We start from the raw sequence: 20,783 nt of genomic DNA, 5'->3' as shown, positions 1-20,783 counted from the left end.
TCGTATGAGACGCATCCTCCTGTTCGCTCTTGCGATTTGCGCCAACGCTTTCAGCGTCGCGGCCCATGCAGAAGACGAAGAAAACACCGGGTACATAGAAGATACCCAGATGATCATCAACGCGAGCTCCGGCCCCAACGGGGAGGCCGGGGTGATCCTCGCCCTTCCCTGCACAGAGTGTCCCAGCCGCCGCTTCACCTATAACCGCGACACGGTCTTCGTACTTGGCGGCGCTCCGGTGGAGTTCAGCGAGCTGGGCGGGAAAATCGACTGGAGCGGCATGATCATGTTTCCGATAGCCGACCCGACCCGTGCGTCCAAGGTCTTCCTGCGTAAACCGGAGTCCCCGTGATGAAACTCAAGCGCAACCTTCTTCTCGGGCTCTCCGCCTTCGCCTATGTCTCTGGCGGCCTGCAAACCGCAATGGCCGACGATACCGAGATTTATGTCACCCGTGATCTTCCGGCAGACCAGCGTATCCGCCCGAACCTGATGTTCCTTATCGACACCTCCGGGTCGATGCTCAGTTCGGTACCGGGCACCAACTGCAAGACGCTGAACTACAACGGTACCAACACCGTTCCGGAAAACTGGTGCACCAACTCGAACAGGACCAAAGGTACCAAGACCCGAATTCAGGTGGTCAAGGAAGTAGTCAATTCGCTCGTGGATGAGCTGGCCGCCAGCAACGATGTAAACATCGGGTTGGCCCGCTTCGACTCCTCGAGCAACGGCGGCTTCGTCAATATCCCGATGCAGCGCGCAGGCGATGTTGCTAGTGCGTTCAAGACGGCGCTGAGCACCTACTACGCCGACGGTGGTACGCCCCTGCTGGAGTCGTACTACGAAACTTATCTGTACATGTCGGGAGGCACCCCGAGCTACGGCCTCAATTCCAAGGGGTATATAGAGAACAAGCTCGACGCGAAACTGGTTAGCCCCTGGAAGAGCGACAGCGGGTCGATGACAGGCAGCAAGTACAAGTCACCGATTCAGTACTCATGCCAGAAGAGCAACATCATTGTTCTGACCGACGGCCTGCCAAGCAACGACGTCGGTGCAAACAGCACCGTTCAGAGTCTCGTTTCATCAGTCAATCAGACTTACAAGTCGTGCAACCGAAACTACCCGACCGACGATAACGGGACCACTTCGGGCTGCTGGATGCCCGGCCTTGCCGAGTACATGGCGAACCAGGACGTGAGTTCGAGCCAGACAGGCAAGCAGACGGTCAACACCTATACCATCGGCTTTGGCAACATCAGCGACACCCGTCTCCTGGAGGACAGCGCTACGTTGGGCGGCGGGCGATTCTTCACCACCAGCAATACCTCTGAACTGGCTGAAGCGCTTCGCTCGATCGCCGTGGATATCCTGGCCGAGAACACCACCTTCGCCACCCCCAGCGTTTCGGTCAGCGCCTACAACAACCTCGGTTATCGCAATGACTTGTACTACGCGCTGTTCCGCCCCGCGGAAGGCGCACGCTGGTTTGGCAACATCAAGAAGTACAAGCTAGGCAAGGACACCACGGGCAGTTCCATTGTGATGGATCGCAACGGCAATAATGCCGTGGACAGTTCCACTGGCTTCTTCAGTACGACATCGACCAGCTACTGGAGCACCAGCGCCGACGGCAAGGACGTGAAGCTGGGTGGTGCGGCAAGCCGACTGATCAACCCGTCCACTCGGAATATCCTGACTTACACGGGCCAGGACCGGGCGCCCGGCCTCACTGACTCCGCCGCGCTGTCGGCGCTGTCTACCAGCAACACGGGGATTACCAAGGCAATGCTCGGCCTGGCGACCAACGCCAGTGATCAGTCGCGCACCGACACCATCAACTGGGGCGTGGGCATCAACCCGAGTGACGGGTCGGCCCGCCTCGCCATCGCCGACATTCTGCACAGCGAGCCTCGCCTGGTCGCCTACGTGACAGACGAGGATCTGCAGCGAGTTGCCAACTCCCAGGCCACGCCTCCGACGGCCACTTCGACGGAGCGGCTTGTGCTGTTCTATGGCACCAACGAAGGTTTCATCAACGCAGTCGATCCCTCCACTGGCGCCGAGATTTTCTCCTTCATACCCAAGGAGCTACTGCCCAACCTGAATTACTACCTGACCGACCCGAAAGGATCGGCCATGAAGCGCTACGGGATGGATGGACAGTTGGAGATGAACGTGACTTACGGCGCAGTAAGCTCCACTTCGACGCGCACCGTCACCCAGGCAACGTTGTACGCCGGCATGCGCCGCGGCGGGCGCAACTACTACGCCCTGGACGTAAGCCCCTCCAGCACCAGCGGCTCGGTCACCATCACACCCAAACTGAAGTGGGTGATCAAGGGTGGCACCAGCACCGGTTTCGAGAAACTGGGGCAAACCTGGTCGTCCCCCAAGCTGGCTAAGGTGAAGTTCAACGGCGCCATCAAGAGCGTGTTGTTCTTCACTGGTGGTTACGACACCAACCAGGATACCGAGTCACCCAATACGCCCACCAACGACACCGTTGGCAACGCCCTGTACATGGTCGATGCCGCGACTGGAGCGCTGCTGTGGCATGCCGGTGTAACGGCTGAAACATCTGCCAACCTGAAGATTGCCACCCTGACGAACAGCATCCCGGCTGACCCTACACTGGTCGACATCACTGGTGATGGTCTGATCGACACCATTTTCATGGCGGATACGCGGGGCCAGGTCTTCCGTATCGATCTGAACTCCGGCAACGCAGGCTCGAGCAACTTCGCCACGGGCGGCCGCATCGCCGCGCTGGGCGGTACCACGGCAGCGGAAAACCGCCGCTTCTACAACGCGCCCGACGTATCCCTGATTCGCGAACGTGGTGGCAAGACCTACTTCACCATCGCCCTGGGCAGCGGCTACCGCGAACACCCCCTCAACGAGGATACCGTCGATCGGTTCTACGTTCTGCGTGACAGCAACGTGTACTCCGGGCCGTCCAGCTACACCACTCTGACGGAATCGAGCCTGGTCGATGTGACCAGCGTCAACCTCACCAGCCAGCAAGCTCAACAGATCAAGCAGAGCATCGACACGAAACTTGGTCAGATCGCGCAGCTGAATCAGGCGACCAGCACTGCAGATACCAACTTCGATAGCTACAAGAGCAGCATCGGCTACACCCAGAAATACAACCAGCTGACCCAGGCCAACAGCGACGCAACACAACGCCAGGCTCAGATCGATGCGATCTACAAGGAAAACCCGTTCCTGGACGAGCACTCGCCTGAGACGTCACAGCAAAGCACGCTGCAGAATCAATTGCTGGCACTGCAGACCTCCCTGAAACAGCTGTTTGCCTTCGACACCGGTTCGGCTCAAGCCTTGGGGCAGCAGATGGCCGGCGTCATGATCGTGCAGAAAACGCTGGAGAACGCAGCAACCTCCATTACTGCCAAGGAACAAGCCGTTCTCGATGCCAAGGCCAGTGGCGCATCCGATACGACCCTCAACGCCCTGCAAACGGACCTGGACCAGGCCCGCACCGCTTATCAGGCGTCCACCGCTTATACCCAGCGGAACTCGCTCAACGGGGTCGATCTGAGCGCGGCCATCAATAGCCTCAACCAAGCTATCACCGCCAAAGACGTCGCCGCGGCGAACAACGCCGTTCAAGCCATCGCCTCGCAACTCGGCCTGACGGATGTGCCGAGCACCGTGGACGTCACCACTCTCAATGAACTGCCAGTGGCCAAGACGGCCTCGGACCTTCAGGCCAAGGCCAGCAGCCAGAACGGCTTGCTGCAACTGGCCACCGATCTGGAAACGCAGAGGGTCGGCCTGGTCAGTCAGGCTTCCACCTTGCAGGCCGAGCTCCAGGCACTATCCAATGCGCCGTATAACTCCTCGAGCAACCTGCTGACCTCAGCCGAACTGCAAGATGCCACTGCCCAGGACACCACCCCGCCGCTGAGCACCTTCGAGGCCTACGACTATCTGCGCAACAAGGCACGCAGCAATGCGTTGACGCAAATCCCGGTCCTGCGCGGCGAAATCAATACGCTCTATCAGCAGCTGACGCCGGGCGATAGCTACACCGTCAACTCGGATCTGCTGAATGCCAGTAGCGGTTGGTTCGTACGCTTCCCGCAGGGCGAGAAAGTACTGGCCACCTCGATCAGCTACCAGGGTGCGGTGCTGTTCACCACCTTCAGCCCCAATGGCCAGACCGTTACCACCTGTGGTCCGGATGTGGGACGTGGTCGCATGTACGCCATGAGCCTGGTGGACGCTTCCGCCGTCTATACCAAGACGGTCAGCGGCTCCGAGACACCCAGCCGGTCGTTCGATCTGGTCCGCGGTGGTATTCCACCGACCCCCGCCATCATTCTCGGGGACGACAAGACGACCATCTTGGTAGGCTCGGAAAAGCCCTCGGGAGACGGTAACGGCGGCGACCTGAAATGCACCTTCACCAGCTCCGGCCTGTGCAAGACAAACAACGCCGTAAGCGGTACCTACTGGAGAGAGAATTGATGCGTCAAAAGGGATTTACGCTGATTGAAGCGATGATTGTCGTCGCGATCATCGGCATCATTGCCGCCATCGCCTACCCCAGCTATGAGCAGTATGTGCTGCGCTCAGGACGAGCCGACGGGAAAGCCAAGCTGATGGAAGTGCTCCAGGCCCAGGAAAGGTTCTTCTCGCAGAACCAGACCTACACAGCAACGCTGGGCACAGCGAGCGGAGGACTGGGATATACGGCTGACGCCAATGGTGCCGTCGCGAGCGAGTCCCGCAAATACAACATCACGGCAGCAGCCTGCAGCGGAAAGACCATTGCTAGCTGCGTGAACCTGACCGCGACCCCGACCGGGGCGCAAGCCGGCGATAGCAAGTGCGGTACGCTCACTCTGGATAGCACAGGCATCAAGACCAAAAGCGGCAGCGATACACTGGAGAACTGCTGGTAAAGAAAAAGGGCCGACAATGTCGGCCCTTTTTTCCGCTCGCGGATCAGCGAGAACTCATAGCGCCTTCACCCGCAACTCCTTGGGCATCGAGAAGGTAATGTTCTCTTCCCGCCCATCCAGCTCCACCTCGGGCTCAGCGCCCCAGTCGCGCAGTTGTTGGATCACGCCGCGCACCAGGACTTCCGGCGCCGAAGCGCCGGCGGTGATACCGATGCGCTGCACGCCATCGAACCACTCCTTCTGCATGTCCTCGGCGCCATCGATCAGGTAGCCGGGGGTTCCCATGCGCTCGGCCAGCTCGCGCAGGCGGTTGGAGTTCGAGCTGTTGGGGCTGCCTACTACCAGCACCAGATCACACTGGTCGGCCAGTTCCTTCACCGCATCCTGGCGATTCTGGGTGGCATAGCAGATATCGTTCTTGCGCGGCCCCATGATCGAGGGGAATTTCGCGCGCAAGGCGTCAATCACCTTGGAGGTGTCATCCATCGACAGGGTAGTCTGGGTGACGAAATGCAGCGCCTCGGGGTTGCGCACTTGCAGCGCAGCGACATCGTCCTCGTCCTCCACCAGGTAGATGGCGCCGCCGTTGGAGGCGTCGTACTGCCCCATGGTGCCTTCCACTTCCGGGTGGCCTTCGTGGCCGATCAGGATGCACTCGTGGCCGTCGCGACTGTAGCGCACGACTTCCAGGTGCACCTTGGTCACCAGCGGGCAGGTGGCGTCGAAGACCTTCAGGCCGCGATTCTCGGCTTCCTTGCGCACTGCCTGGGAAACGCCATGGGCACTGAAGATAACGATGGTGTCGTCCGGCACCTGGTCGAGTTCCTCGACGAACACGGCGCCACGGTTGCGCAGGTTCTCCACCACGAACTTGTTGTGGACCACTTCATGGCGCACGTAGATCGGTGGCCCGAAGACGTCGAGGGCGCGGTTGACGATCTCGATCGCCCGGTCAACGCCGGCGCAGAAGCCGCGGGGATTGGCGAGTTTGATTTGCATGGTGGCCTCGGGTGCTACGCAAGCCGGCCCACGAGGGGCCGGTAGGAATACTTCGCCTCAAGTGCAACGGCCCGCCAGTGACGGGCCGCGCAGCCAGTCAGGCTGGTTGTACGTCGATGATATCGACTTCGAACGCCAGGGTCTTACCGGCCAGCGGATGGTTGAAGTCGATGGTGACGTGCTGCTCGTCGAACTCTTTCACGACGCCCGGCAGCTCGGTCTTGGCGGCATCGTTGAAGATCACCAGCAGGCCTTCGGCCAGCTCCATGCCCTGGAACTGGTCGCGGGGCATGACCTGCACGTTGGCCGGGTTCGGCTGGCCGAAGCCATTCTCGGGCTCGATGGTCAGGGTGCGCTTGTCGCCGGCCTTGAGGCCGAACAGCGCCTGCTCGAAGCCCGGCAGCAGGTTGCCGTCACCGACCTTGAAGGTGGCCGGCTGCTTGTCGAAAGTGCTGTCGACGACGTTGCCGTCATCCAGTTTCAGGGCGAAATGCAGGGTGACTTGGGAATCACCACCAATACGAACATCAGCCATTGGCGGCCTCTCCAGAATGCTTGGATTTGAACATGTCCAACGCCAGCATGATGGCGCCGACGGTAATCGCGCTGTCGGCCAGGTTGAAGGCCGGGAAGCGCCACTGGTCCTGCCAGTGCACGAGGATGAAGTCCACCACGTGCCCCAGGACCATGCGGTCGTACAGGTTGCCCAGCGCGCCGCCCAGCACCAGGGCCAGGGCGATGGCCAGCCAGGTCTCGCCGCGCTTCAGGCGCTTGAGCCAGACCACCAGCACGATGCTGACCACGATGGCGATCAGGGCGAACAGCCAGCGCTGCCAGCCGGAGCTGTCGGCCAGGAAGCTGAACGCGGCACCGGTGTTGTAGGCCAGGGTCCAGCTGAACAGGTCGGGAATGACCACGATCTGCTGGTACATGCTCAGCTCAGCCTGGAAGAAGGTCTTGGTGACCTGGTCCAGGACGAACACGACCACGGTGATCCACAGCCAGGGCAGGCGGCCGAAACGATCGGCGTTAGGCATAGTGACGCACCTCGCCCGCGCCTTCGATGTTCTCGACGCAGCGGCCACACAGTTCCGGATGTGCAGCGTTGCTGCCGACATCGGCGCGGAAGTGCCAGCAACGGCCGCACTTGGCATGGGACGACTTAACGACCTGCAGCTTCAGGCCTGGCAGCTCGCTTTCGACCGCGTCGGCCGGCGCATCGGCCAGCGGCGCGACGGTGGCGGCCGAGGTGATCAGCACGAAACGCAGCTCGTTGCCCAGTTTCTCCAGGCGCTTGGCCAGGGAGTCCTCGGCATACAGGGTGATCTCGGCCTGCAGGTTGCCGCCGATGGTCTTGGCGCTGCGCAGGTTTTCCAGCTCCTTGTTCACGGCGGCCTTGGCAGCCATGACTTCGTCCCAGTAGGCGCGGTCCAGCTCGGCATCGGCCGGCAGCTCGGTCAGGCCGTCGTACCAAGTGGTCAGCATCACCGACTCGGCACGCTCGCCCGGCATGAAGCTCCAGATTTCCTCGGCGGTGAACGCCATGATCGGTGCGATCCAGCGCACCAGGGCCTCGGCAATGTGGAACAGGGCCGTCTGGCAGGAGCGACGGGCGACGCTGTTCTCCTGGGTGGTGTACTGGCGGTCCTTGATGATGTCCAGGTAGAAGCCGCCCAGCTCCTGCACGCAGAAGTTGTGCACCTTGGAGTAGACGTTCCAGAAGCGGTAGTCGCGGTAGGCCTCTTCCAGCTCGCGCTGCAGCTGCAGCGCGCGGTCGATGGCCCAGCGGTCCAGGGCCAGCAGCTGGTCGTTGGGCAGCAGGTCCTTGGCCGGGTCGAAGCCGGACAGGTTGGACAGCAGGAAGCGCGTGGTATTACGGATACGACGGTAGGCGTCAGCGCTGCGCTGGAGGATCTGCTGGGAAACGGCGATCTCACCCGAGTAATCGGTGGAAGCGACCCACAGGCGCAGGATGTCGGCGCCCATGCTGTCGATCACGGTCTGCGGTACCACGGTGTTGCCCAGCGACTTGGACATCTTGCGGCCGGACTCGTCCACGGTGAAGCCGTGGGTCAGCAGCTGGCGGTACGGCGCGTGGCCGTCGATGGCGCAGCCGGTCAGCAGCGAAGAATGGAACCAGCCGCGGTGCTGGTCGGAGCCTTCCAGGTAGAGGTCGGCGGCCGGACCGCTGGCATGGCCCAGTTCAGCGTGGGAGCCACGCAGCACGTGCCAATGGGTGGTGCCGGAGTCGAACCAGACGTCCAGGGTGTCGTTGATCTTGTCGTACTGCGCGGCTTCATCGCCCAGCAGTTCGGCGGCATCGAGCTTGAACCAGGCCTCGATGCCTTCCTTCTCGACGCGCTGGGCGACGGCTTCCATCAGCTCGACGGTGCGCGGGTGCAGCTCGCCGGTGGCCTTGTGCAGGAAGAACGGGATCGGCACGCCCCAGTTGCGCTGACGCGAGATGCACCAGTCCGGACGGCCGGCGATCATGCCGTGCAGGCGCGCCTGGCCCCAGGTGGGCACGAATTCGGTTTCGGTGATGGCTTCCAGCGCGCGCTCGCGCAGGGTGGCACCGGTCTGCGGCTGCTTGTCCATGCCGACGAACCACTGCGCGGTGGCGCGGTAGATCAGCGGGGTCTTGTGGCGCCAGCAGTGCATGTAGCTGTGGTTGATGCTGGCGTGCTTGAGCAGCGCGCCGACTTCATCGAGCTTGGCGACGATGGCCGGGTTGGCCTTCCAGATGAACTGGCCGCCGAAGAACGGCAGGTCGGCCACGTAGACACCGTTGCTCTGCACGGGACTGAGGATGTCGTCGTTGACCATGCCGTACTGCCTGCAGGTACGGAAGTCGTCCTCGCCGTAGGCCGGGGCGGAGTGAACCACGCCGGTGCCGGCGCCCAGTTCGACGTATTCGGCCAGGTAGACCGGCGACAGGCGCTCGTAGAACGGGTGGCGGAATCGGATCAGATCCAGTGCTTCGCCCTGTACGGTGGCGATGACCTGGCCTTCCAGACCGTAGCGTTGCAGACAGGACTCGACCAGCTCCTCGGCCAGCACCAACAGGCGCTCGCCGGTATCGACCAGCGCGTAGGTGAATTCGGGGTGGACGTTCAGCGCCTGGTTGGCCGGAATGGTCCAGGGCGTGGTAGTCCAGATGACGATGGCGGCCGGCTTGGGCAGGCTGGCCAGACCGAAGGCGGCGGCCAGCTTGTCTGCATCTTCAACCGGGAAGGCGACATCGATGGCGTCGGACTTCTTGTCGGCGTATTCAACCTCGGCTTCGGCCAGGGCGGAACCACAATCGAAGCACCAGTTTACCGGCTTCAGGCCCTTGAACACGAAGCCCTGCTTGACCATCTCGGCGAGCGCGCGAATTTCACCGGCCTCGTTGGAGAAGTTCATGGTCTTGTAGGGATTGTCCCAGTCGCCCAGCACACCCAGACGGATGAAGTCCGCCTTCTGCCCTTCGATCTGCTCGGCGGCGTATTCGCGGCACAGTTCGCGGGTCTTGTCCGCCGGCAGGTTCTTGCCGTGGGTGGTCTCGACCTTGTGCTCGATCGGCAGGCCGTGGCAGTCCCAGCCCGGCACATAGGGGGCGTCGTAGCCGGCCAGGGTCTTGGAACGGACGATGATGTCCTTGAGGATCTTGTTAACCGCGTGACCGATGTGGATGCTGCCGTTGGCGTAGGGCGGGCCATCGTGCAGGATGAATTTCGGGCGACCTTCGCCAATCTTCCGCAGCTTCTGGTACAGGCCAATGTCGTTCCAGAGCTTGAGAGTTTGCGGCTCGCGCTGCGGCAGGCCGGCTTTCATCGGGAAGTCGGTTTCGGGAAGGTTCAGAGTGGCTTTGTAATCGGTCATCTCAGGGCCTGTTCAGGATCTTCAATCAAGCGGTTGGCCCAGCCAATAGGCCCGGGCGGCGGCGATGTCGGCGAGGATGGCCGCCTTGAGTGCCTCGAGCGAGGCAAAACGCTGCTCATCACGCAGCTTCTGGTGGAACGTGATATCCAGGTGCTGGCCGTACAGATCGCCGGCGAAATCCAGCAGATGTACTTCCAGGTGGGGCCGGCCGTCGCCATTCACGGACGGTCGGGTGCCGATGTTGGCCACCCCGTTCCGGCGCTGGCCAGCCACCAACGTGCTGACCAGATAAACGCCATTGAGCGGCGCCTTGCGGCGCTTGAGCTGGATGTTCGCGGTGGGCGAACCCAGGGTGCGACCCAGCTTCTGCCCGTGCAGCACGCGGCCGCTCAGGCTGTATGGACGACCCAGCAGGCGCCCGACCATGTGCAGGTCTCCGTCGGCCAGGTCCTTGCGGATACGCGAACTGCTCACGCGCATGCCGTCGACTTCCACGGTAGTCGCAGCTTCGACGGTGAAGCCCTGCTCCGCGCTGGCGTTGACCAGGAAGGCGAAATCACCAGAGCGGTCGCAGCCGAAGCGGAAATCGTCGCCCACTTCCAGATGGCGGACCCGCAGGCCCTCCACTAGCACCTGGCGGACGAACTCGGCGGCCGACAGCTCGCGCAGGCGGCGGTTGAAGGCCAGGCAGAGAACGAAGTCAACACCGTACTGACGCAGCAGTTCGAGCTTCTCGCGCAGGCGCGTCAGGCGCACCGGGGCGGCATCGGGAGCGAAGTATTCGCGCGGTTGCGGCTCGAAGATCACCACGCAGCTGGGCACGCCCAGCTCCAGCGAACGCTCGCGCAGACGCCCCAGGATCGCCTGGTGGCCGAGATGGACGCCGTCGAAGTTACCGATGGTGGCGACACAGCCCCCGGACAGGGGCCGCAGGTTGTGAAGGCCTCGAAGCAGCTGCATAGCGCGCGTATTGCTCAGAAAGTGGTCGATTATACCTGCACCCGTTGCCATGCGACAGGCAAAATGCCGTCGCCGCAAACCGATGCAATGCTTTGCCCGGCGAAGGTTACAGCACCGCGCGGCGAGAGAAGTCCCGCAAGCGGAAGCCAAGGATCGCCAGCATACCGAAATAGGCGACTACACCGGCCACCACCAGCGCGCCCAGGCGCACCAGGCGAATCGGCATGCCACCCTGATCCCAGGCTGGCATGAAGTGCATCATGCCGATCAGCACGGCGCACATCACCAGTACAGATACGACTAATTTGGCGATGAACTTGCCCCAGCCCGGCTGCGGATCGAATAGCTGGTGCTTGCGCAGTTGCCAATAAAGCAGGCCGGCATTCAGACAAGCCGCCAGGCTGATCGCCAGCGCCAGCCCCGCATGCTTGAGCGGACCGATGAACACCAGGTTCATCAGCTGGGTGGAAACCAGGGTGAACAGCGCGATCTTCACCGGTGTCTTGATGTTCTGCCGCGCATAGAAGCCCGGCGCCAGCACCTTCACCAGGATGATGCCGAGCAGGCCGACCGCGTAGGCGATCAGTGCATGCTGGGTCATCAGCGCGTCGTGGGCGCTGAACTTGCCGTACTGGAACAGCGCGACGGTCAGCGGCTCGGCGATCACCGCCAGCGCCAGGGAGCACGGCAGCACCAACAGGAAGCACAGGCGCAGGCCCCAGTCCATCAGCCGCGAGTACTCGTGGCGATCGTCGCTGGCGTAGGTCTTGGCCAGTGACGGCAGCAGGATGGTCCCCAGCGCCACGCCAAGCACGCCGGACGGCAGCTCCATCAAGCGGTCTGCGTAGTACATCCAGGACACGGAACCGGCGACCAGGAAGGAGGCGAAGATGGTGTTGATGATCAGCGAAATCTGGCTGACCGAGACGCCGAGGATCGCCGGCCCCATCTGCTTGAGCACGCGCCAGACGCCGGAGTCGCGCAGGTTGATGCGCGGCAGCACGAGCATGCCGATTTTCTTCAGGTGCGGCAGCTGGTAGAGCAGCTGCGCCAGGCCCCCGGCCAGCACCGCCCAGCCCAGCGCCATGATCGGTGGGTCGAAGTACGGCGTCAGGAACAGCGCGAAGAGAATCATGCTGACGTTCAGCAGCGTCGGCACGAAAGCCGGCACCGAGAAGCGGTTCCAGGTATTGAGGATCGCCCCCGCCAGCGAGGCCAGGGAAATCAGCAGGATATAAGGGAAGGTCACCCGCAGCAGGGAACTGGTGAGTTCGAATTTCTCCGGCGAATCGACGAATCCGGGCGCAGTCACCCAGATCACCCAGGGCGCGGCGAGCATGCCCAGCGCGGTAACCAGCGCCAGGATCAGCGTCAGCAGGCCGGACACATAGGCAATGAAGGTGCGGGTCGCCTCTTCGCCCTGCTGGGTCTTGTACTCGGCCAGGATCGGCACGAAAGCCTGGGAGAACGCCCCCTCGGCGAAGATGCGGCGCAGCAGGTTGGGCAGCTTGAAGGCAACGAAGAAGGCATCGGTGGCCATCCCGGCGCCGAACATGCGGGCGACGATCGTGTCGCGCACGAAGCCGAGCACCCGCGAGATCATGGTCATCGAGCTGACCGCGGCCAGCGACTTGAGTAGGTTCATAGCGTCCAGAACTGGTAGAATGGCCGCCCCTGCAGGGTGCAGCCCTGGCCTAGAGCGATTGCTCGAGCGCCAGGCGAAGCGCAGCAGTGTAGGGCCGCGGGGCGAATAAATCACCCCATCCGCCGGACAGCGTGCGCCCGTCGCACCACTCGTCGGAGGCCGCGCATACCCTTGACAAGGCCCTGATGCAACGGCATTATTCGCGGCCTTAATTTATTCGCAACATCCCAAGTTTTTTTCGAGGAGCTCGACGGTGGCCAACACACCTTCCGCCAAAAAACGCGCCAAACAGGCTGAGAAGCGTCGCAGCCACAACGCCAGCCTGCGTTCCATGGTTCGTACCTACATCAAGAACGTAGTCAAAGCAGTCGACGCCAAGGACCTGCCGAAGGCCCAGGCCGCTCTGGTTGCTGCCGTACCGGTCATCGACCGCATGGCCGACAAAGGCATCATCCACAAGAACAAGGCCGCTCGTCACAAGAGCCGCCTGAACGCCCACGTGAAGGCCCTGGCCACCGCGTAAGCGTTCTGTTCTTGAAAAACCGGCCCCAGGGCCGGTTTTTTATTGCCTGCGATTTCTTCAGCGCCATCCACCAAAACCGGAAGATAACCTGCTCCAGGTTACTCACCCCACAGAAAGCACACCCTTATCCACAGACACACCTTTCTGCGGACAAAAAGAAAGGGCGGTCACCCGCCCTTTCCCTTCTTACTTCTCAGGCCACGGCATGATCGGAATCGCCGTCACCGCATTCTGCGGACTGCCCTCGATCACCCGGTCGCTGTAGACCAGATAGACCAACGCATTTCGCTTCTTGTCGAAGAAGCGCACCACCTGCATGGTCTTGAACACCAGCGAAGTACGCTGCTGGAATACCACTTCGCCGTCCTTGAGCTCACCCGCAAAGCGGATCGGCCCGACCTGACGACAGGAGATCGACGCCTCGGCGCGATCCTCCGCCAGGCCCAGCCCACCTTTCACACCGCCAGTCTTGGCGCGCGACAGGTAACAGCTGACGCCTTGCACCTTCGGATCATCGAAAGCCTCAACGACGATCTTGTCGTTCGGCCCGACCCACTTGAAGACAGTGGACACCTCACCAACCACGTCGGCCCGCGCCAACGCCGGCAGCAACAGCAGTGCAGCGATCAATCCATTACGCATGCCAATGCCCCTCAGACCAGAACCAGATTGTCGCGATGCACCAACTCCGGACCATCGACATAGCCCAGCAGGCTTTCGATGGCATCGGTCGGCTGACCAATAATCTTCTGCGCCTCGAGCGCACTGTAGTTGGCCAGCCCACGGGCAATTTCGCGCCCCTGCTGATCCACGCAAACGATCATCTCGCCGCGCCGGAAGCTGCCCTGCACGGCCTTCACACCGACCGGCAGCAGACTCTTGTGATCCTGGGCGACAGCCTTGACTGCGCCGTCGTCCAGCACCAGCGTGCCGCGCATCTGCAAATGCCCAGCCAGCCACTGCTTGCGCGCCGCCTTGCGGCTCTGCTCGGGGGTCAGCAGCGTGCCGAGGCGCTCACCCACCCGCAGGCGGTCCAGCACGCGCTCGATACGACCACCAACGATGACGGTGTGCGCGCCCGAGCGCGCAGCGAGACGAGCTGCGCGCAGCTTGGTCTGCATGCCGCCACGCCCCAACGCACCACCCGTGCCGCCCGCCACTGCATCCAGGGCAGGGTCATCAGCGCGAGCCTCGAAAATCAACTCGGCATCAGGATTGTTGCGCGGATCGGCATCAAACATGCCATCGCGATCGGTAAGGATCACCAACAGATCAGCCTCGACCAGATTGGCCACCAGCGCCGCCAGCGTATCGTTATCGCCGAAGCGGATCTCGTCGGTGACCACGGTATCGTTCTCGTTGATCACCGGGATCACGCCGAGATCGACCAGCGTGCGCAAGGTGTTGCGCCCGTTCAGGTAGCGCTTGCGATCGGACAGGTCGTCATGGGTCAGCAGCACCTGCGCAGTCTGCAGGCCATGCACGCCAAAACTGGACTCCCAGGCCTGCACCAGGCCCATCTGCCCTACCGCGGCGGCGGCCTGCAGCTCGTGCATGTCACTAGGTCGGGAAACCCAACCCAGGCGACTCATGCCCGCCGCAACAGCGCCCGAGGACACCAGCACCAGCTCGACGCCCGCGCAATGCAGCGCGACCATCTGCTCGACCCATACCGCCATGGCGTCGCGATCCAGACCGCGACCATCAGCGGTCAGCAACGCACTGCCAATCTTGACTACCCAGCGCTTGGCGCCAGTGACCTTCTCACGCATACCCTCAACCTTAGAAGTCAGGCTTCACACGTTTCATCCGGACCGGCGGGCGCCGCCCCGATCAAGGCACGTAGAAGATTTCCGGCCCATCGCCGTCGTCTTCGTCATCCTCGAAATCATCGTCATCCACATCGTCGACATTCTTCAGGCCGGAGCGACGCAGCGCACGAGCATCATCCAGGGCCTGCAGACGGGCACGAGCCTCGTCTTCGATGCGCTGATCCAGGGCCGCCAGGGCTTCGCCATAGGCCGGCTCTTCCTCGATGCGCAGGGTGCGCTCGTCGAGGTATTTCATGATGTCCTGGCTCAGCTTCTCGGTACCTTCACGCTCCAGGGCGGAGATCACATAGACCGGCCCCTCCCAACCAAGTCGTTCGACCACGGCCTGCTTGCGACGCTCCTGCTCCTCAGGCTCGAGGATCTGGTCCATCTTGTTCAGCACCAGCCAGCGGTCACGCTCGGTCAGCGCCGGGCTGAATTTTTCCAGCTCGTGAACGATGGTTTCCGCAGCATCGGCCGGGTCGCTTTCGTCCAGCGGCGCCATATCGACGATATGCAGCAGCAGACGGGTACGTGCCAGGTGCTTGAGGAAGCGGATACCCAGGCCGGCGCCTTCGGCGGCACCCTCGATCAGACCAGGAATGTCGGCGACGACGAAGCTCTTGAAGCGACCGACGCTGACCACGCCCAGGTTCGGCACCAGAGTGGTGAAGGGATAGTCGGCAACCTTCGGCTTGGCGGCCGACACCGCGCGAATGAAGGTGCTCTTGCCGGCGTTCGGCAGGCCGAGCAGACCGACGTCCGCCAGAACCTTCAGCTCCAGCTTGAGGTCACGCGCATCACCGGGCTTGCCCGGGGTGGTCTGGCGCGGCGCACGGTTGGTACTGGACTTGAAGCGGGTATTACCCAGACCGTGCCAGCCACCCTGGGCAACCATGATGCGCTGACCGGCAGTGGTCAGGTCACCGATGATTTCCTGGGTATTGGCATCAATGATGGTGGTACCGACCGGCACGGGCAGGACGAGATCGTCACCCTTGGCACCGGTGCAATCCTTGCTGCCACCGTTCTCGCCACGCTGGGCGTCGAAACGGCGGGTATAGCGATAGTCCACCAGGGTATTCAGGTTCTCGTCGGCCTCGAGGTACACCGAGCCGCCGTCGCCACCGTCACCGCCGTTGGGACCGCCTTTCTCGATGAACTTCTCGCGGCGGAAGCTCATGAGACCGTTGCCGCCGTCACCGGCTTTCACGTGGATGGATACTTCGTCGACGAATTTCATTGCGAACGCCTCCCGCAGAGCCTGCGGGTTGAAAATAAGAAAAGGAGCATAGGATACAGCCAAGTCCGCGCAAACGCCCGAACCGACAGCACCTCGCCTGGAAACGCCAGAAACAAAAAAGCCCCGTCGCGAGACAGGGCTTTTTCAGTGAGAGCTCGCTTAGGCAGCGACGACGCTTACGTAGCGACGGCCAAAGGCGCCTTTCACTTCGAACTTGATCACGCCGTCGACTTTAGCGAACAGGGTGTGATCCTTGCCCATGCCAACGCCGTAGCCAGCGTGGAACTGGGTACCGCGCTGACGCACGATGATGTTGCCTGCTTTCACAGCCTGGCTACCGAACAGCTTCACGCCAAGGCGTTTGCTTTCTGAGTCGCGGCCGTTGCGGGTACTACCGCCAGCTTTTTTGTGTGCCATGAGTCAATTCTCCTGAAGAGGAATTAGGCCTGGATGCCGGTGATCTTGATTTCAGTGAACCACTGGCGGTGGCCCTGACGCTTCATGTGGTGCTTGCGGCGGCGGAACTTGATGATGCGCACTTTGTCGTGACGACCGTGGGAAACCACTTCTGCGGTCACTTTCGCGCCTTCTACCACCGGCAGGCCGATCTTGACGTCATCGCCGTTGGCGACCAGCAGGATGCGATCCAGGTTGATCGCTTCGCCGGTGGCGACGTCGAGTTTCTCGACCTTGAGGAATTCGCCTTCGGTGACTTTGTATTGCTTGCCACCAGTAACAATTACTGCGTACATCTGGATGTCTCCGTTAGACCTGCTCACCCGACGCTTTATAGAAAGAGGAATCGGTCGGCATGGCTGCATGGGGCCGGAAAGGACGCCCGTGCAATTGCGTAAGGCAGGATATGCCAGGGAAGTTCGGGGCCGCGATTCTACGCAAACACTCGGCGCGGATCAAGCCCCATGGGGCCTCGCCTTGACAGGCCTTCCCCGCGCCACCTAGCATGCCGCGCAATCTACGAGGAGCGCTGTCTTTAATGCAACCCCAGGCTTTCTATCGCGTGGTGGCGGACGACTTCACCGCCGTCGACGGCATCATCCGTCGCCAACTCACTTCCCGCGTTCCCCTGGTGGAAAAGATCGGCGACTACATCATCTCCGCCGGCGGCAAGCGTCTGCGCCCGCTGCTGGTGCTCCTCTCCGGCAAGGCCCTGGGCTATTCGGGCGACGACCTGAAGCTGCTGGCCGCCACCATCGAATTCCTGCACACCTCCACTCTGCTGCACGACGACGTGGTCGACGCCTCCGGCCTGCGCCGCGGCCGTGCTACCGCCAACGCCCAGTGGGGCAACGCACCGAGCGTGCTGGTGGGCGACTTCCTTTATGCGCGTTCCTTCGAAATGATGGTCGAGCTGGGCTCCATGCCGGTCATGCGCATCATTTCCCAGGCCACCCGCGTGATCGCCGAAGGCGAAGTGCTGCAACTGTCCAAGGTCCGCGACGCCAGCACCACCGAAGAAACCTACATGGAAGTCATCCGCGGCAAGACCGCGATGCTCTTCGAAGCCTCCACCCACAGCGCCGCCGCGCTGGCCAACGCCCAGCCGGAGCAGTCCGAAGCGCTGCGCCTGTTCGGTGACGCCCTGGGCATTGCCTTCCAGTTGGTGGACGACCTGCTCGACTACCGTGGCGATGCCGCCAGCCTGGGCAAGAACGTCGGCGACGACCTCGCCGAAGGCAAACCGACCCTGCCGCTGATCGCCACCATGCGCGACGGCACACCGGAACAGGCCGCGCTGGTGCGCAAGGCCATCCAGCAGGGCGGCAGTCAGGACCTGGAAGGTATCCGCGCCGCCGTGGAAGCCGCTGGCGCGCTGGACTACACCGCCAACCTGGCCCGTGACTATGCCGCCCGCGCCATCGAGCACCTCCAGGCGCTGCCGGACAACGAATACCGCGCCGCGCTGATCGAGCTGGCCGAGTTCTCGGTCGCGCGCACGCACTGATCCGCCGTTTCGCAAAAGCCCGCCCCGGTTCGCCGCGGCGGGCTTTTTGTTGTCCGTCCGTTGATCAGGAGCAACAGATCGTCGCCAGCGCAAAATATTTTCCAATTGGCGCTTGCTATTAAGATAATAAGAATTATTCTCATTAAACGGTCTGCACGGAGGAACACGCCATGACCTACATGATCGACGCCTGGCTGGATCGCCCGCACCCCTACCTGCGAATCTTGCATCGAGACACCGGGGAAGTCTGCGCAGTGCTGGAGGAAGAGGCCCTGGACGAGCTGCGTGAGCAGGGTGGCCTGGAGCTGTCCGAGCTCAGTACCAGCGAGCCGCTGGTGCTCAAGGAGCTGGTGCGCAACCTGTTCCTGTTCTGTTACGCCCGCGCACTGCGCTAGACGTTGTTTGCGATGGCGCAGGAAGCGCCATCGGTGCGGTCGCCGCCCGGGAGGCGGCTGCACTCGGGGTCCGGAGGGGCCCCGCGCAAGCCACGGCGGTCAGGGAGGACCGCCGCGGACTGCACCTCTACCGGCTCTGACTCAGAGCCTTAGAGGATTTCCAGCAGCTCGACGTCGAACACCAGCACGCTGTGCGGCGGGATGCTGCCGACGGCCTGGCCGCCATAGGCCAGCTCGCTCGGCACGTGCAGGCGCCATTTGCTGCCGGCGTTCATCAGCTGCAGGGCCTCGACCCAGCCGGCGATCACGCCGCCCACCGGGAATTCAGCCGGCTGGCCGCGCTCGTAGGAACTGTCGAAGACGGTGCCGTCGACCAGGGTGCCGTGGTAGTGGGTACGCACGGTGTCTTCGCGGGACGGCTTGGCGCCTTCGCCAGTAACCAGTACTTCGTACTGCAGGCCGGACGGCAGGACGGTCACGCCTTCGCGCTTGGCGTTTTCCACCAGGTACTCGCGGCCCACTGCAGCGGCGGCTTCGGCTTTCGCCTGGGCTTCGGCCTGCATGCGCTCGCGGATCACCTGGAAGCTGGCGGACAGGGCTTCGCCCGGAACGCGGCTTTCGGCGCCAGCGTAAGCGTCGGACAGGCCGGCCACGATGGCGTCGAGGGTCATACCCGGTACCGGGTTCTCGCGCAGCTGGTCGCCCAGCTGACGGCCGATGCCGTAGCTGACGCGGGCTTCGTCGGTGGAAAGGTTGAGTTCGCTCATGGCGGCGCTCCGCTGGGGGTTCAAAAAAGGGCCGCCAGCCTAGCACAGATGCACCGCCTCCCCCACCGCGCCTCGCGCGGCGGAATAGGCCTCGCGCAACGGACTCAGTGCAACGGAATAGTCACGCCGGCGCCAATGTCGCGCTCGTCGTCCATGCCACACATCTCGTCATGCACCACAGCATGCACCAGATGGAAGGGAACGCTGGGTAGTGCCCGCAGCACCTCCCGAGCGTGGGCGACCGAGCGCACACTGATGACATGCCCAGCCTCGTCCTGGACCGGATAGAAGCGCGCGCCCATGCGAGCCTCCAGTACGTAGATATCGCCTTCCAGCGACACCAGGTTGATCTCGTCGATATCGCCAGCAACGGAGCGACTGGTCAGTTCCTGCAGATTCATGTGCTGCACCTCCTGCGGATTGATCCACGCGGAAAGTCTTGACCAGCAGGCGCCTACCGCAAGCCGAAAACACAACCGCCCGTCCGTTTCGCAACGGCCGGGCGGCAAGAATGGAGCCGTAAAGCCTCAGTGGTCGTGGCGCGTGGCCTTGTCCAGGTAGCCCATGGCGAAGGCCGAGAGGACGAAGGTGAGGTGCATGATCACGTACCACATCAGCTTGTTGTCTTCGATGTTCTTGGCATCCATGAAGATACGCAGCAGGTGGATCGAGGAGATCGCCACGATGGAGGCGGCCACCTTGTTCTTCAGCGAACTGGCGTCCATCTTGCCGAGCCAGCTGAGCTTCTCCTTGCCTTCGTCGATGTCCAGCTGCGACACGAAGTTCTCGTAGCCGGAGAACATCACCATCACCAGCAGACCGCCGACCAGCGCCATGTCGATCAACGACAGCAGCACCAGGATCAGGTCCGCCTCGGCGATGCTGAAGATGCTGGGCAGGATGTGGAAGATTTCCTGGAAGAATTTGATGGTCAGCGCCAGCAGGGCCAGCGACAGGCCAATGTAGATCGGCGCCAGCAGCCAGCGCGCGGCGTACAGGGAGTTTTCGACGAAGCGTTCCATGGTTCTCGCGGGAATGGTCGTTGGGAAAGGGGCGGCCGCAGTATAGCGGATGACTTTTGCGAGTGATCCCGGCTTTCTATGGATAATTATGTCTGTGGACAAACAGGTGGGCGGCCACGGTATGAAGCCGTAGCGACCAGGCACCCCGCGGCTTTCAGCGGATCGCACAGGGACTGTGCAACCCCTCTCTCAGGGTTGAAAGCCTCAACCTTCAGGGCGGAACTGGAAGTTGCCGACATGACGCGAGCGTTCGCCGTTCAGGCGGCGCAGTTCGCCCTGCAGGTGCAACTGCCAGATGGGGGGATCGTCTGCCACGATGTAGCCCTGCTGGGCCAGGCAGTCGGAAATCGCCTCGAGCACACCTTCGGCCACGAAAGGCCCGCAGAACGGGCCCTGCGCCTTGATGGCGGTGGGCTGCGCGCCGGACATGCCGGCGGCACACAACAAGGTCCAGAGTCCATTCTCTCCGGCCAGCGGCCTGATCTCGCACTCGATGCGCGTGGTCAGCCCCAGACAGGGGCGGATAAGGCAGAGGTTACGCGGCATGGCGGCACCCTCGCGGTTGTCCTGAGTTCGAGACTACACCCAGGTTCCGACACGCGAAAGTGCGGATTTATCCGGCTATCTTGCAGACAACGACGTGAAAATGGCGCC

Annotated in this window: 21 protein-coding genes; 6 read left to right on the top strand and 15 right to left on the bottom strand. The window is 62.5% G+C overall.

Translation table 11 applies throughout. The features are described 5' to 3' along the window. Positions 1–4 precede the first annotated feature (4 nt). From ACKI1H_RS10115 to ACKI1H_RS10105, 3 genes are read left to right on the top strand one after another with little or no spacing between them, the layout of a single operon-like run. The gene (locus ACKI1H_RS10115; protein ID WP_138520306.1) at positions 5–352 is read left to right on the top strand and encodes a hypothetical protein; all 348 of its coding nucleotides are present in this window, start codon (positions 5–7) and stop codon (positions 350–352) included. Then, on the top strand, positions 352–4,500 hold the full coding sequence (locus tag ACKI1H_RS10110; protein WP_440468270.1) for a PilC/PilY family type IV pilus protein: 4,149 nt from the start codon (positions 352–354) through the stop codon (positions 4,498–4,500). The genes ACKI1H_RS10115 and ACKI1H_RS10110 overlap by 1 nt, the downstream gene beginning before the upstream one ends. After that, positions 4,500–4,937, top strand: coding sequence for a type IV pilin protein (locus ACKI1H_RS10105; protein ID WP_171049434.1), 438 nt, complete (start codon positions 4,500–4,502; stop codon positions 4,935–4,937). The genes ACKI1H_RS10110 and ACKI1H_RS10105 overlap by 1 nt, the downstream gene beginning before the upstream one ends. Positions 4,938–4,991: 54 nt before the next feature. Here ACKI1H_RS10105 and ispH read toward each other — a convergent pair whose 3' ends face one another. From ispH to murJ, 6 genes are all read right to left on the bottom strand, one after another. Continuing rightward, entirely contained in the window at positions 4,992–5,936 is a 945-nt protein-coding gene (ispH, locus tag ACKI1H_RS10100) for a 4-hydroxy-3-methylbut-2-enyl diphosphate reductase (RefSeq protein WP_138520303.1), read from the bottom strand. A gap of 97 nt (positions 5,937–6,033) precedes the next feature. After that, positions 6,034–6,471 carry an FKBP-type peptidyl-prolyl cis-trans isomerase gene (gene fkpB / locus ACKI1H_RS10095; RefSeq protein ID WP_138520302.1) on the bottom strand — a complete coding sequence of 146 codons (438 nt, stop codon included), beginning with the start codon at positions 6,469–6,471 and terminating at the stop codon, positions 6,034–6,036. After that, positions 6,464–6,973, bottom strand: a complete 510-nt coding sequence (lspA, locus tag ACKI1H_RS10090; RefSeq protein ID WP_440468269.1) for a signal peptidase II — start codon at positions 6,971–6,973, stop codon at positions 6,464–6,466. Before lspA ends, fkpB begins: the two co-directional genes overlap by 8 nt. Then, on the bottom strand, positions 6,966–9,800 hold the full coding sequence (gene ileS / locus ACKI1H_RS10085) for an isoleucine--tRNA ligase (RefSeq protein WP_440468268.1): 2,835 nt from the start codon (positions 9,798–9,800) through the stop codon (positions 6,966–6,968). The genes lspA and ileS overlap by 8 nt, the downstream gene beginning before the upstream one ends. Before the next feature lie 21 nt (positions 9,801–9,821). Next, a complete protein-coding gene (ribF, locus tag ACKI1H_RS10080) occupies positions 9,822–10,760 on the bottom strand; it encodes a bifunctional riboflavin kinase/FAD synthetase (RefSeq protein WP_440468267.1) in 939 nt (312 codons plus the stop codon). A gap of 106 nt (positions 10,761–10,866) precedes the next feature. Next, on the bottom strand, positions 10,867–12,405 hold the full coding sequence (gene murJ / locus ACKI1H_RS10075) for a murein biosynthesis integral membrane protein MurJ (protein ID WP_138520298.1): 1,539 nt from the start codon (positions 12,403–12,405) through the stop codon (positions 10,867–10,869). Positions 12,406–12,658: 253 nt separating this feature from the next. Between murJ and rpsT the strand changes: the two genes are divergently transcribed. After that, on the top strand, positions 12,659–12,928 hold the full coding sequence (rpsT, locus tag ACKI1H_RS10070) for a 30S ribosomal protein S20 (RefSeq protein WP_009617555.1): 270 nt from the start codon (positions 12,659–12,661) through the stop codon (positions 12,926–12,928). A 186-nt stretch (positions 12,929–13,114) separates the two neighbouring features. Here the strand turns inward: rpsT and ACKI1H_RS10065 are convergent, their stop codons facing one another. From ACKI1H_RS10065 to rplU, 5 genes are all read right to left on the bottom strand, one after another. Then, complete coding sequence (locus tag ACKI1H_RS10065) at positions 13,115–13,570, bottom strand: CreA family protein (RefSeq protein ID WP_138520297.1); 456 nt, start codon at positions 13,568–13,570, stop codon at positions 13,115–13,117. An 11-nt stretch (positions 13,571–13,581) separates the two neighbouring features. Next, positions 13,582–14,700: a glutamate 5-kinase gene (gene proB / locus ACKI1H_RS10060; RefSeq protein WP_138520296.1), complete on the bottom strand. Its 1,119-nt coding sequence runs from the start codon at positions 14,698–14,700 to the stop codon at positions 13,582–13,584. Positions 14,701–14,761: 61 nt separating this feature from the next. Then, on the bottom strand, positions 14,762–15,982 hold the full coding sequence (cgtA, locus tag ACKI1H_RS10055) for an Obg family GTPase CgtA (RefSeq protein WP_138520295.1): 1,221 nt from the start codon (positions 15,980–15,982) through the stop codon (positions 14,762–14,764). Between the two features lie 159 nt (positions 15,983–16,141). After that, entirely contained in the window at positions 16,142–16,399 is a 258-nt protein-coding gene (gene rpmA / locus ACKI1H_RS10050) for a 50S ribosomal protein L27 (RefSeq protein ID WP_017521622.1), read from the bottom strand. Positions 16,400–16,422: 23 nt separating this feature from the next. Then, entirely contained in the window at positions 16,423–16,734 is a 312-nt protein-coding gene (gene rplU, locus ACKI1H_RS10045; RefSeq protein ID WP_015475683.1) for a 50S ribosomal protein L21, read from the bottom strand. Positions 16,735–16,976: 242 nt separating this feature from the next. Here rplU and ACKI1H_RS10040 point away from each other — a divergent pair, with 242 nt between their 5' ends. Further along, positions 16,977–17,945 carry a polyprenyl synthetase family protein gene (locus ACKI1H_RS10040; protein WP_138520293.1) on the top strand — a complete coding sequence of 323 codons (969 nt, stop codon included), beginning with the start codon at positions 16,977–16,979 and terminating at the stop codon, positions 17,943–17,945. A gap of 170 nt (positions 17,946–18,115) precedes the next feature. Continuing rightward, complete coding sequence (locus tag ACKI1H_RS10035; protein ID WP_024763077.1) at positions 18,116–18,340, top strand: PA4570 family protein; 225 nt, start codon at positions 18,116–18,118, stop codon at positions 18,338–18,340. 149 nt (positions 18,341–18,489) lie between these two features. Here ACKI1H_RS10035 and ACKI1H_RS10030 read toward each other — a convergent pair whose 3' ends face one another. The 4 genes from ACKI1H_RS10030 to ACKI1H_RS10015 all read right to left on the bottom strand — a co-directional run bounded on the left by ACKI1H_RS10030 (position 18,490) and on the right by ACKI1H_RS10015 (position 20,675). Beyond that, positions 18,490–19,107, bottom strand: a complete 618-nt coding sequence (locus ACKI1H_RS10030) for an FKBP-type peptidyl-prolyl cis-trans isomerase (protein WP_138520292.1) — start codon at positions 19,105–19,107, stop codon at positions 18,490–18,492. A 104-nt stretch (positions 19,108–19,211) separates the two neighbouring features. After that, positions 19,212–19,508: a DUF6482 family protein gene (locus ACKI1H_RS10025; RefSeq protein WP_024763075.1), complete on the bottom strand. Its 297-nt coding sequence runs from the start codon at positions 19,506–19,508 to the stop codon at positions 19,212–19,214. Positions 19,509–19,634: 126 nt separating this feature from the next. After that, complete coding sequence (locus ACKI1H_RS10020; protein WP_017521628.1) at positions 19,635–20,129, bottom strand: TIGR00645 family protein; 495 nt, start codon at positions 20,127–20,129, stop codon at positions 19,635–19,637. Positions 20,130–20,333: 204 nt separating this feature from the next. After that, a complete protein-coding gene (locus ACKI1H_RS10015; protein ID WP_024763074.1) occupies positions 20,334–20,675 on the bottom strand; it encodes a PA4575 family protein in 342 nt (113 codons plus the stop codon). Between the last annotated feature and the right edge of the window lie 108 nt (positions 20,676–20,783).

It is taken from the genome of Pseudomonas sp. YH-1 (assembly GCF_051990045.1).
GTDB classification, from domain to species: Bacteria; Pseudomonadota; Gammaproteobacteria; order Pseudomonadales; family Pseudomonadaceae; genus Pseudomonas; species Pseudomonas nicosulfuronedens.
This window is presented reverse-complemented; position numbering and strand designations above follow the sequence as displayed.

What these genes read in the sequence shown, in the direction of transcription:
- ACKI1H_RS10115 (WP_138520306.1), top strand. Translation starts at nt 5, where the DNA reads ATGAGACGCATCCTCCTGTTCGCTCTTGCGATTTGCGCCAACGCTTTC.
- ACKI1H_RS10110 (WP_440468270.1), top strand. Translation starts at nt 352, where the DNA reads ATGAAACTCAAGCGCAACCTTCTTCTCGGGCTCTCCGCCTTCGCCTAT.
- ACKI1H_RS10105 (WP_171049434.1), top strand. Translation starts at nt 4,500, where the DNA reads ATGCGTCAAAAGGGATTTACGCTGATTGAAGCGATGATTGTCGTCGCG.
- ispH (WP_138520303.1), bottom strand. Translation starts at nt 5,936, where the DNA reads ATGCAAATCAAACTCGCCAATCCCCGCGGCTTCTGCGCCGGCGTTGAC.
- fkpB (WP_138520302.1), bottom strand. Translation starts at nt 6,471, where the DNA reads ATGGCTGATGTTCGTATTGGTGGTGATTCCCAAGTCACCCTGCATTTC.
- lspA (WP_440468269.1), bottom strand. Translation starts at nt 6,973, where the DNA reads ATGCCTAACGCCGATCGTTTCGGCCGCCTGCCCTGGCTGTGGATCACC.
- ileS (WP_440468268.1), bottom strand. Translation starts at nt 9,800, where the DNA reads ATGACCGATTACAAAGCCACTCTGAACCTTCCCGAAACCGACTTCCCG.
- ribF (WP_440468267.1), bottom strand. Translation starts at nt 10,760, where the DNA reads ATGCAGCTGCTTCGAGGCCTTCACAACCTGCGGCCCCTGTCCGGGGGC.
- murJ (WP_138520298.1), bottom strand. Translation starts at nt 12,405, where the DNA reads ATGAACCTACTCAAGTCGCTGGCCGCGGTCAGCTCGATGACCATGATC.
- ACKI1H_RS10065 (WP_138520297.1), bottom strand. Translation starts at nt 13,570, where the DNA reads ATGCGTAATGGATTGATCGCTGCACTGCTGTTGCTGCCGGCGTTGGCG.
- proB (WP_138520296.1), bottom strand. Translation starts at nt 14,700, where the DNA reads ATGCGTGAGAAGGTCACTGGCGCCAAGCGCTGGGTAGTCAAGATTGGC.
- cgtA (WP_138520295.1), bottom strand. Translation starts at nt 15,982, where the DNA reads ATGAAATTCGTCGACGAAGTATCCATCCACGTGAAAGCCGGTGACGGC.
- rpmA (WP_017521622.1), bottom strand. Translation starts at nt 16,399, where the DNA reads ATGGCACACAAAAAAGCTGGCGGTAGTACCCGCAACGGCCGCGACTCA.
- rplU (WP_015475683.1), bottom strand. Translation starts at nt 16,734, where the DNA reads ATGTACGCAGTAATTGTTACTGGTGGCAAGCAATACAAAGTCACCGAA.
- ACKI1H_RS10040 (WP_138520293.1), top strand. Translation starts at nt 16,977, where the DNA reads ATGCAACCCCAGGCTTTCTATCGCGTGGTGGCGGACGACTTCACCGCC.
- ACKI1H_RS10035 (WP_024763077.1), top strand. Translation starts at nt 18,116, where the DNA reads ATGACCTACATGATCGACGCCTGGCTGGATCGCCCGCACCCCTACCTG.
- ACKI1H_RS10030 (WP_138520292.1), bottom strand. Translation starts at nt 19,107, where the DNA reads ATGAGCGAACTCAACCTTTCCACCGACGAAGCCCGCGTCAGCTACGGC.
- ACKI1H_RS10025 (WP_024763075.1), bottom strand. Translation starts at nt 19,508, where the DNA reads ATGAATCTGCAGGAACTGACCAGTCGCTCCGTTGCTGGCGATATCGAC.
- ACKI1H_RS10020 (WP_017521628.1), bottom strand. Translation starts at nt 20,129, where the DNA reads ATGGAACGCTTCGTCGAAAACTCCCTGTACGCCGCGCGCTGGCTGCTG.
- ACKI1H_RS10015 (WP_024763074.1), bottom strand. Translation starts at nt 20,675, where the DNA reads ATGCCGCGTAACCTCTGCCTTATCCGCCCCTGTCTGGGGCTGACCACG.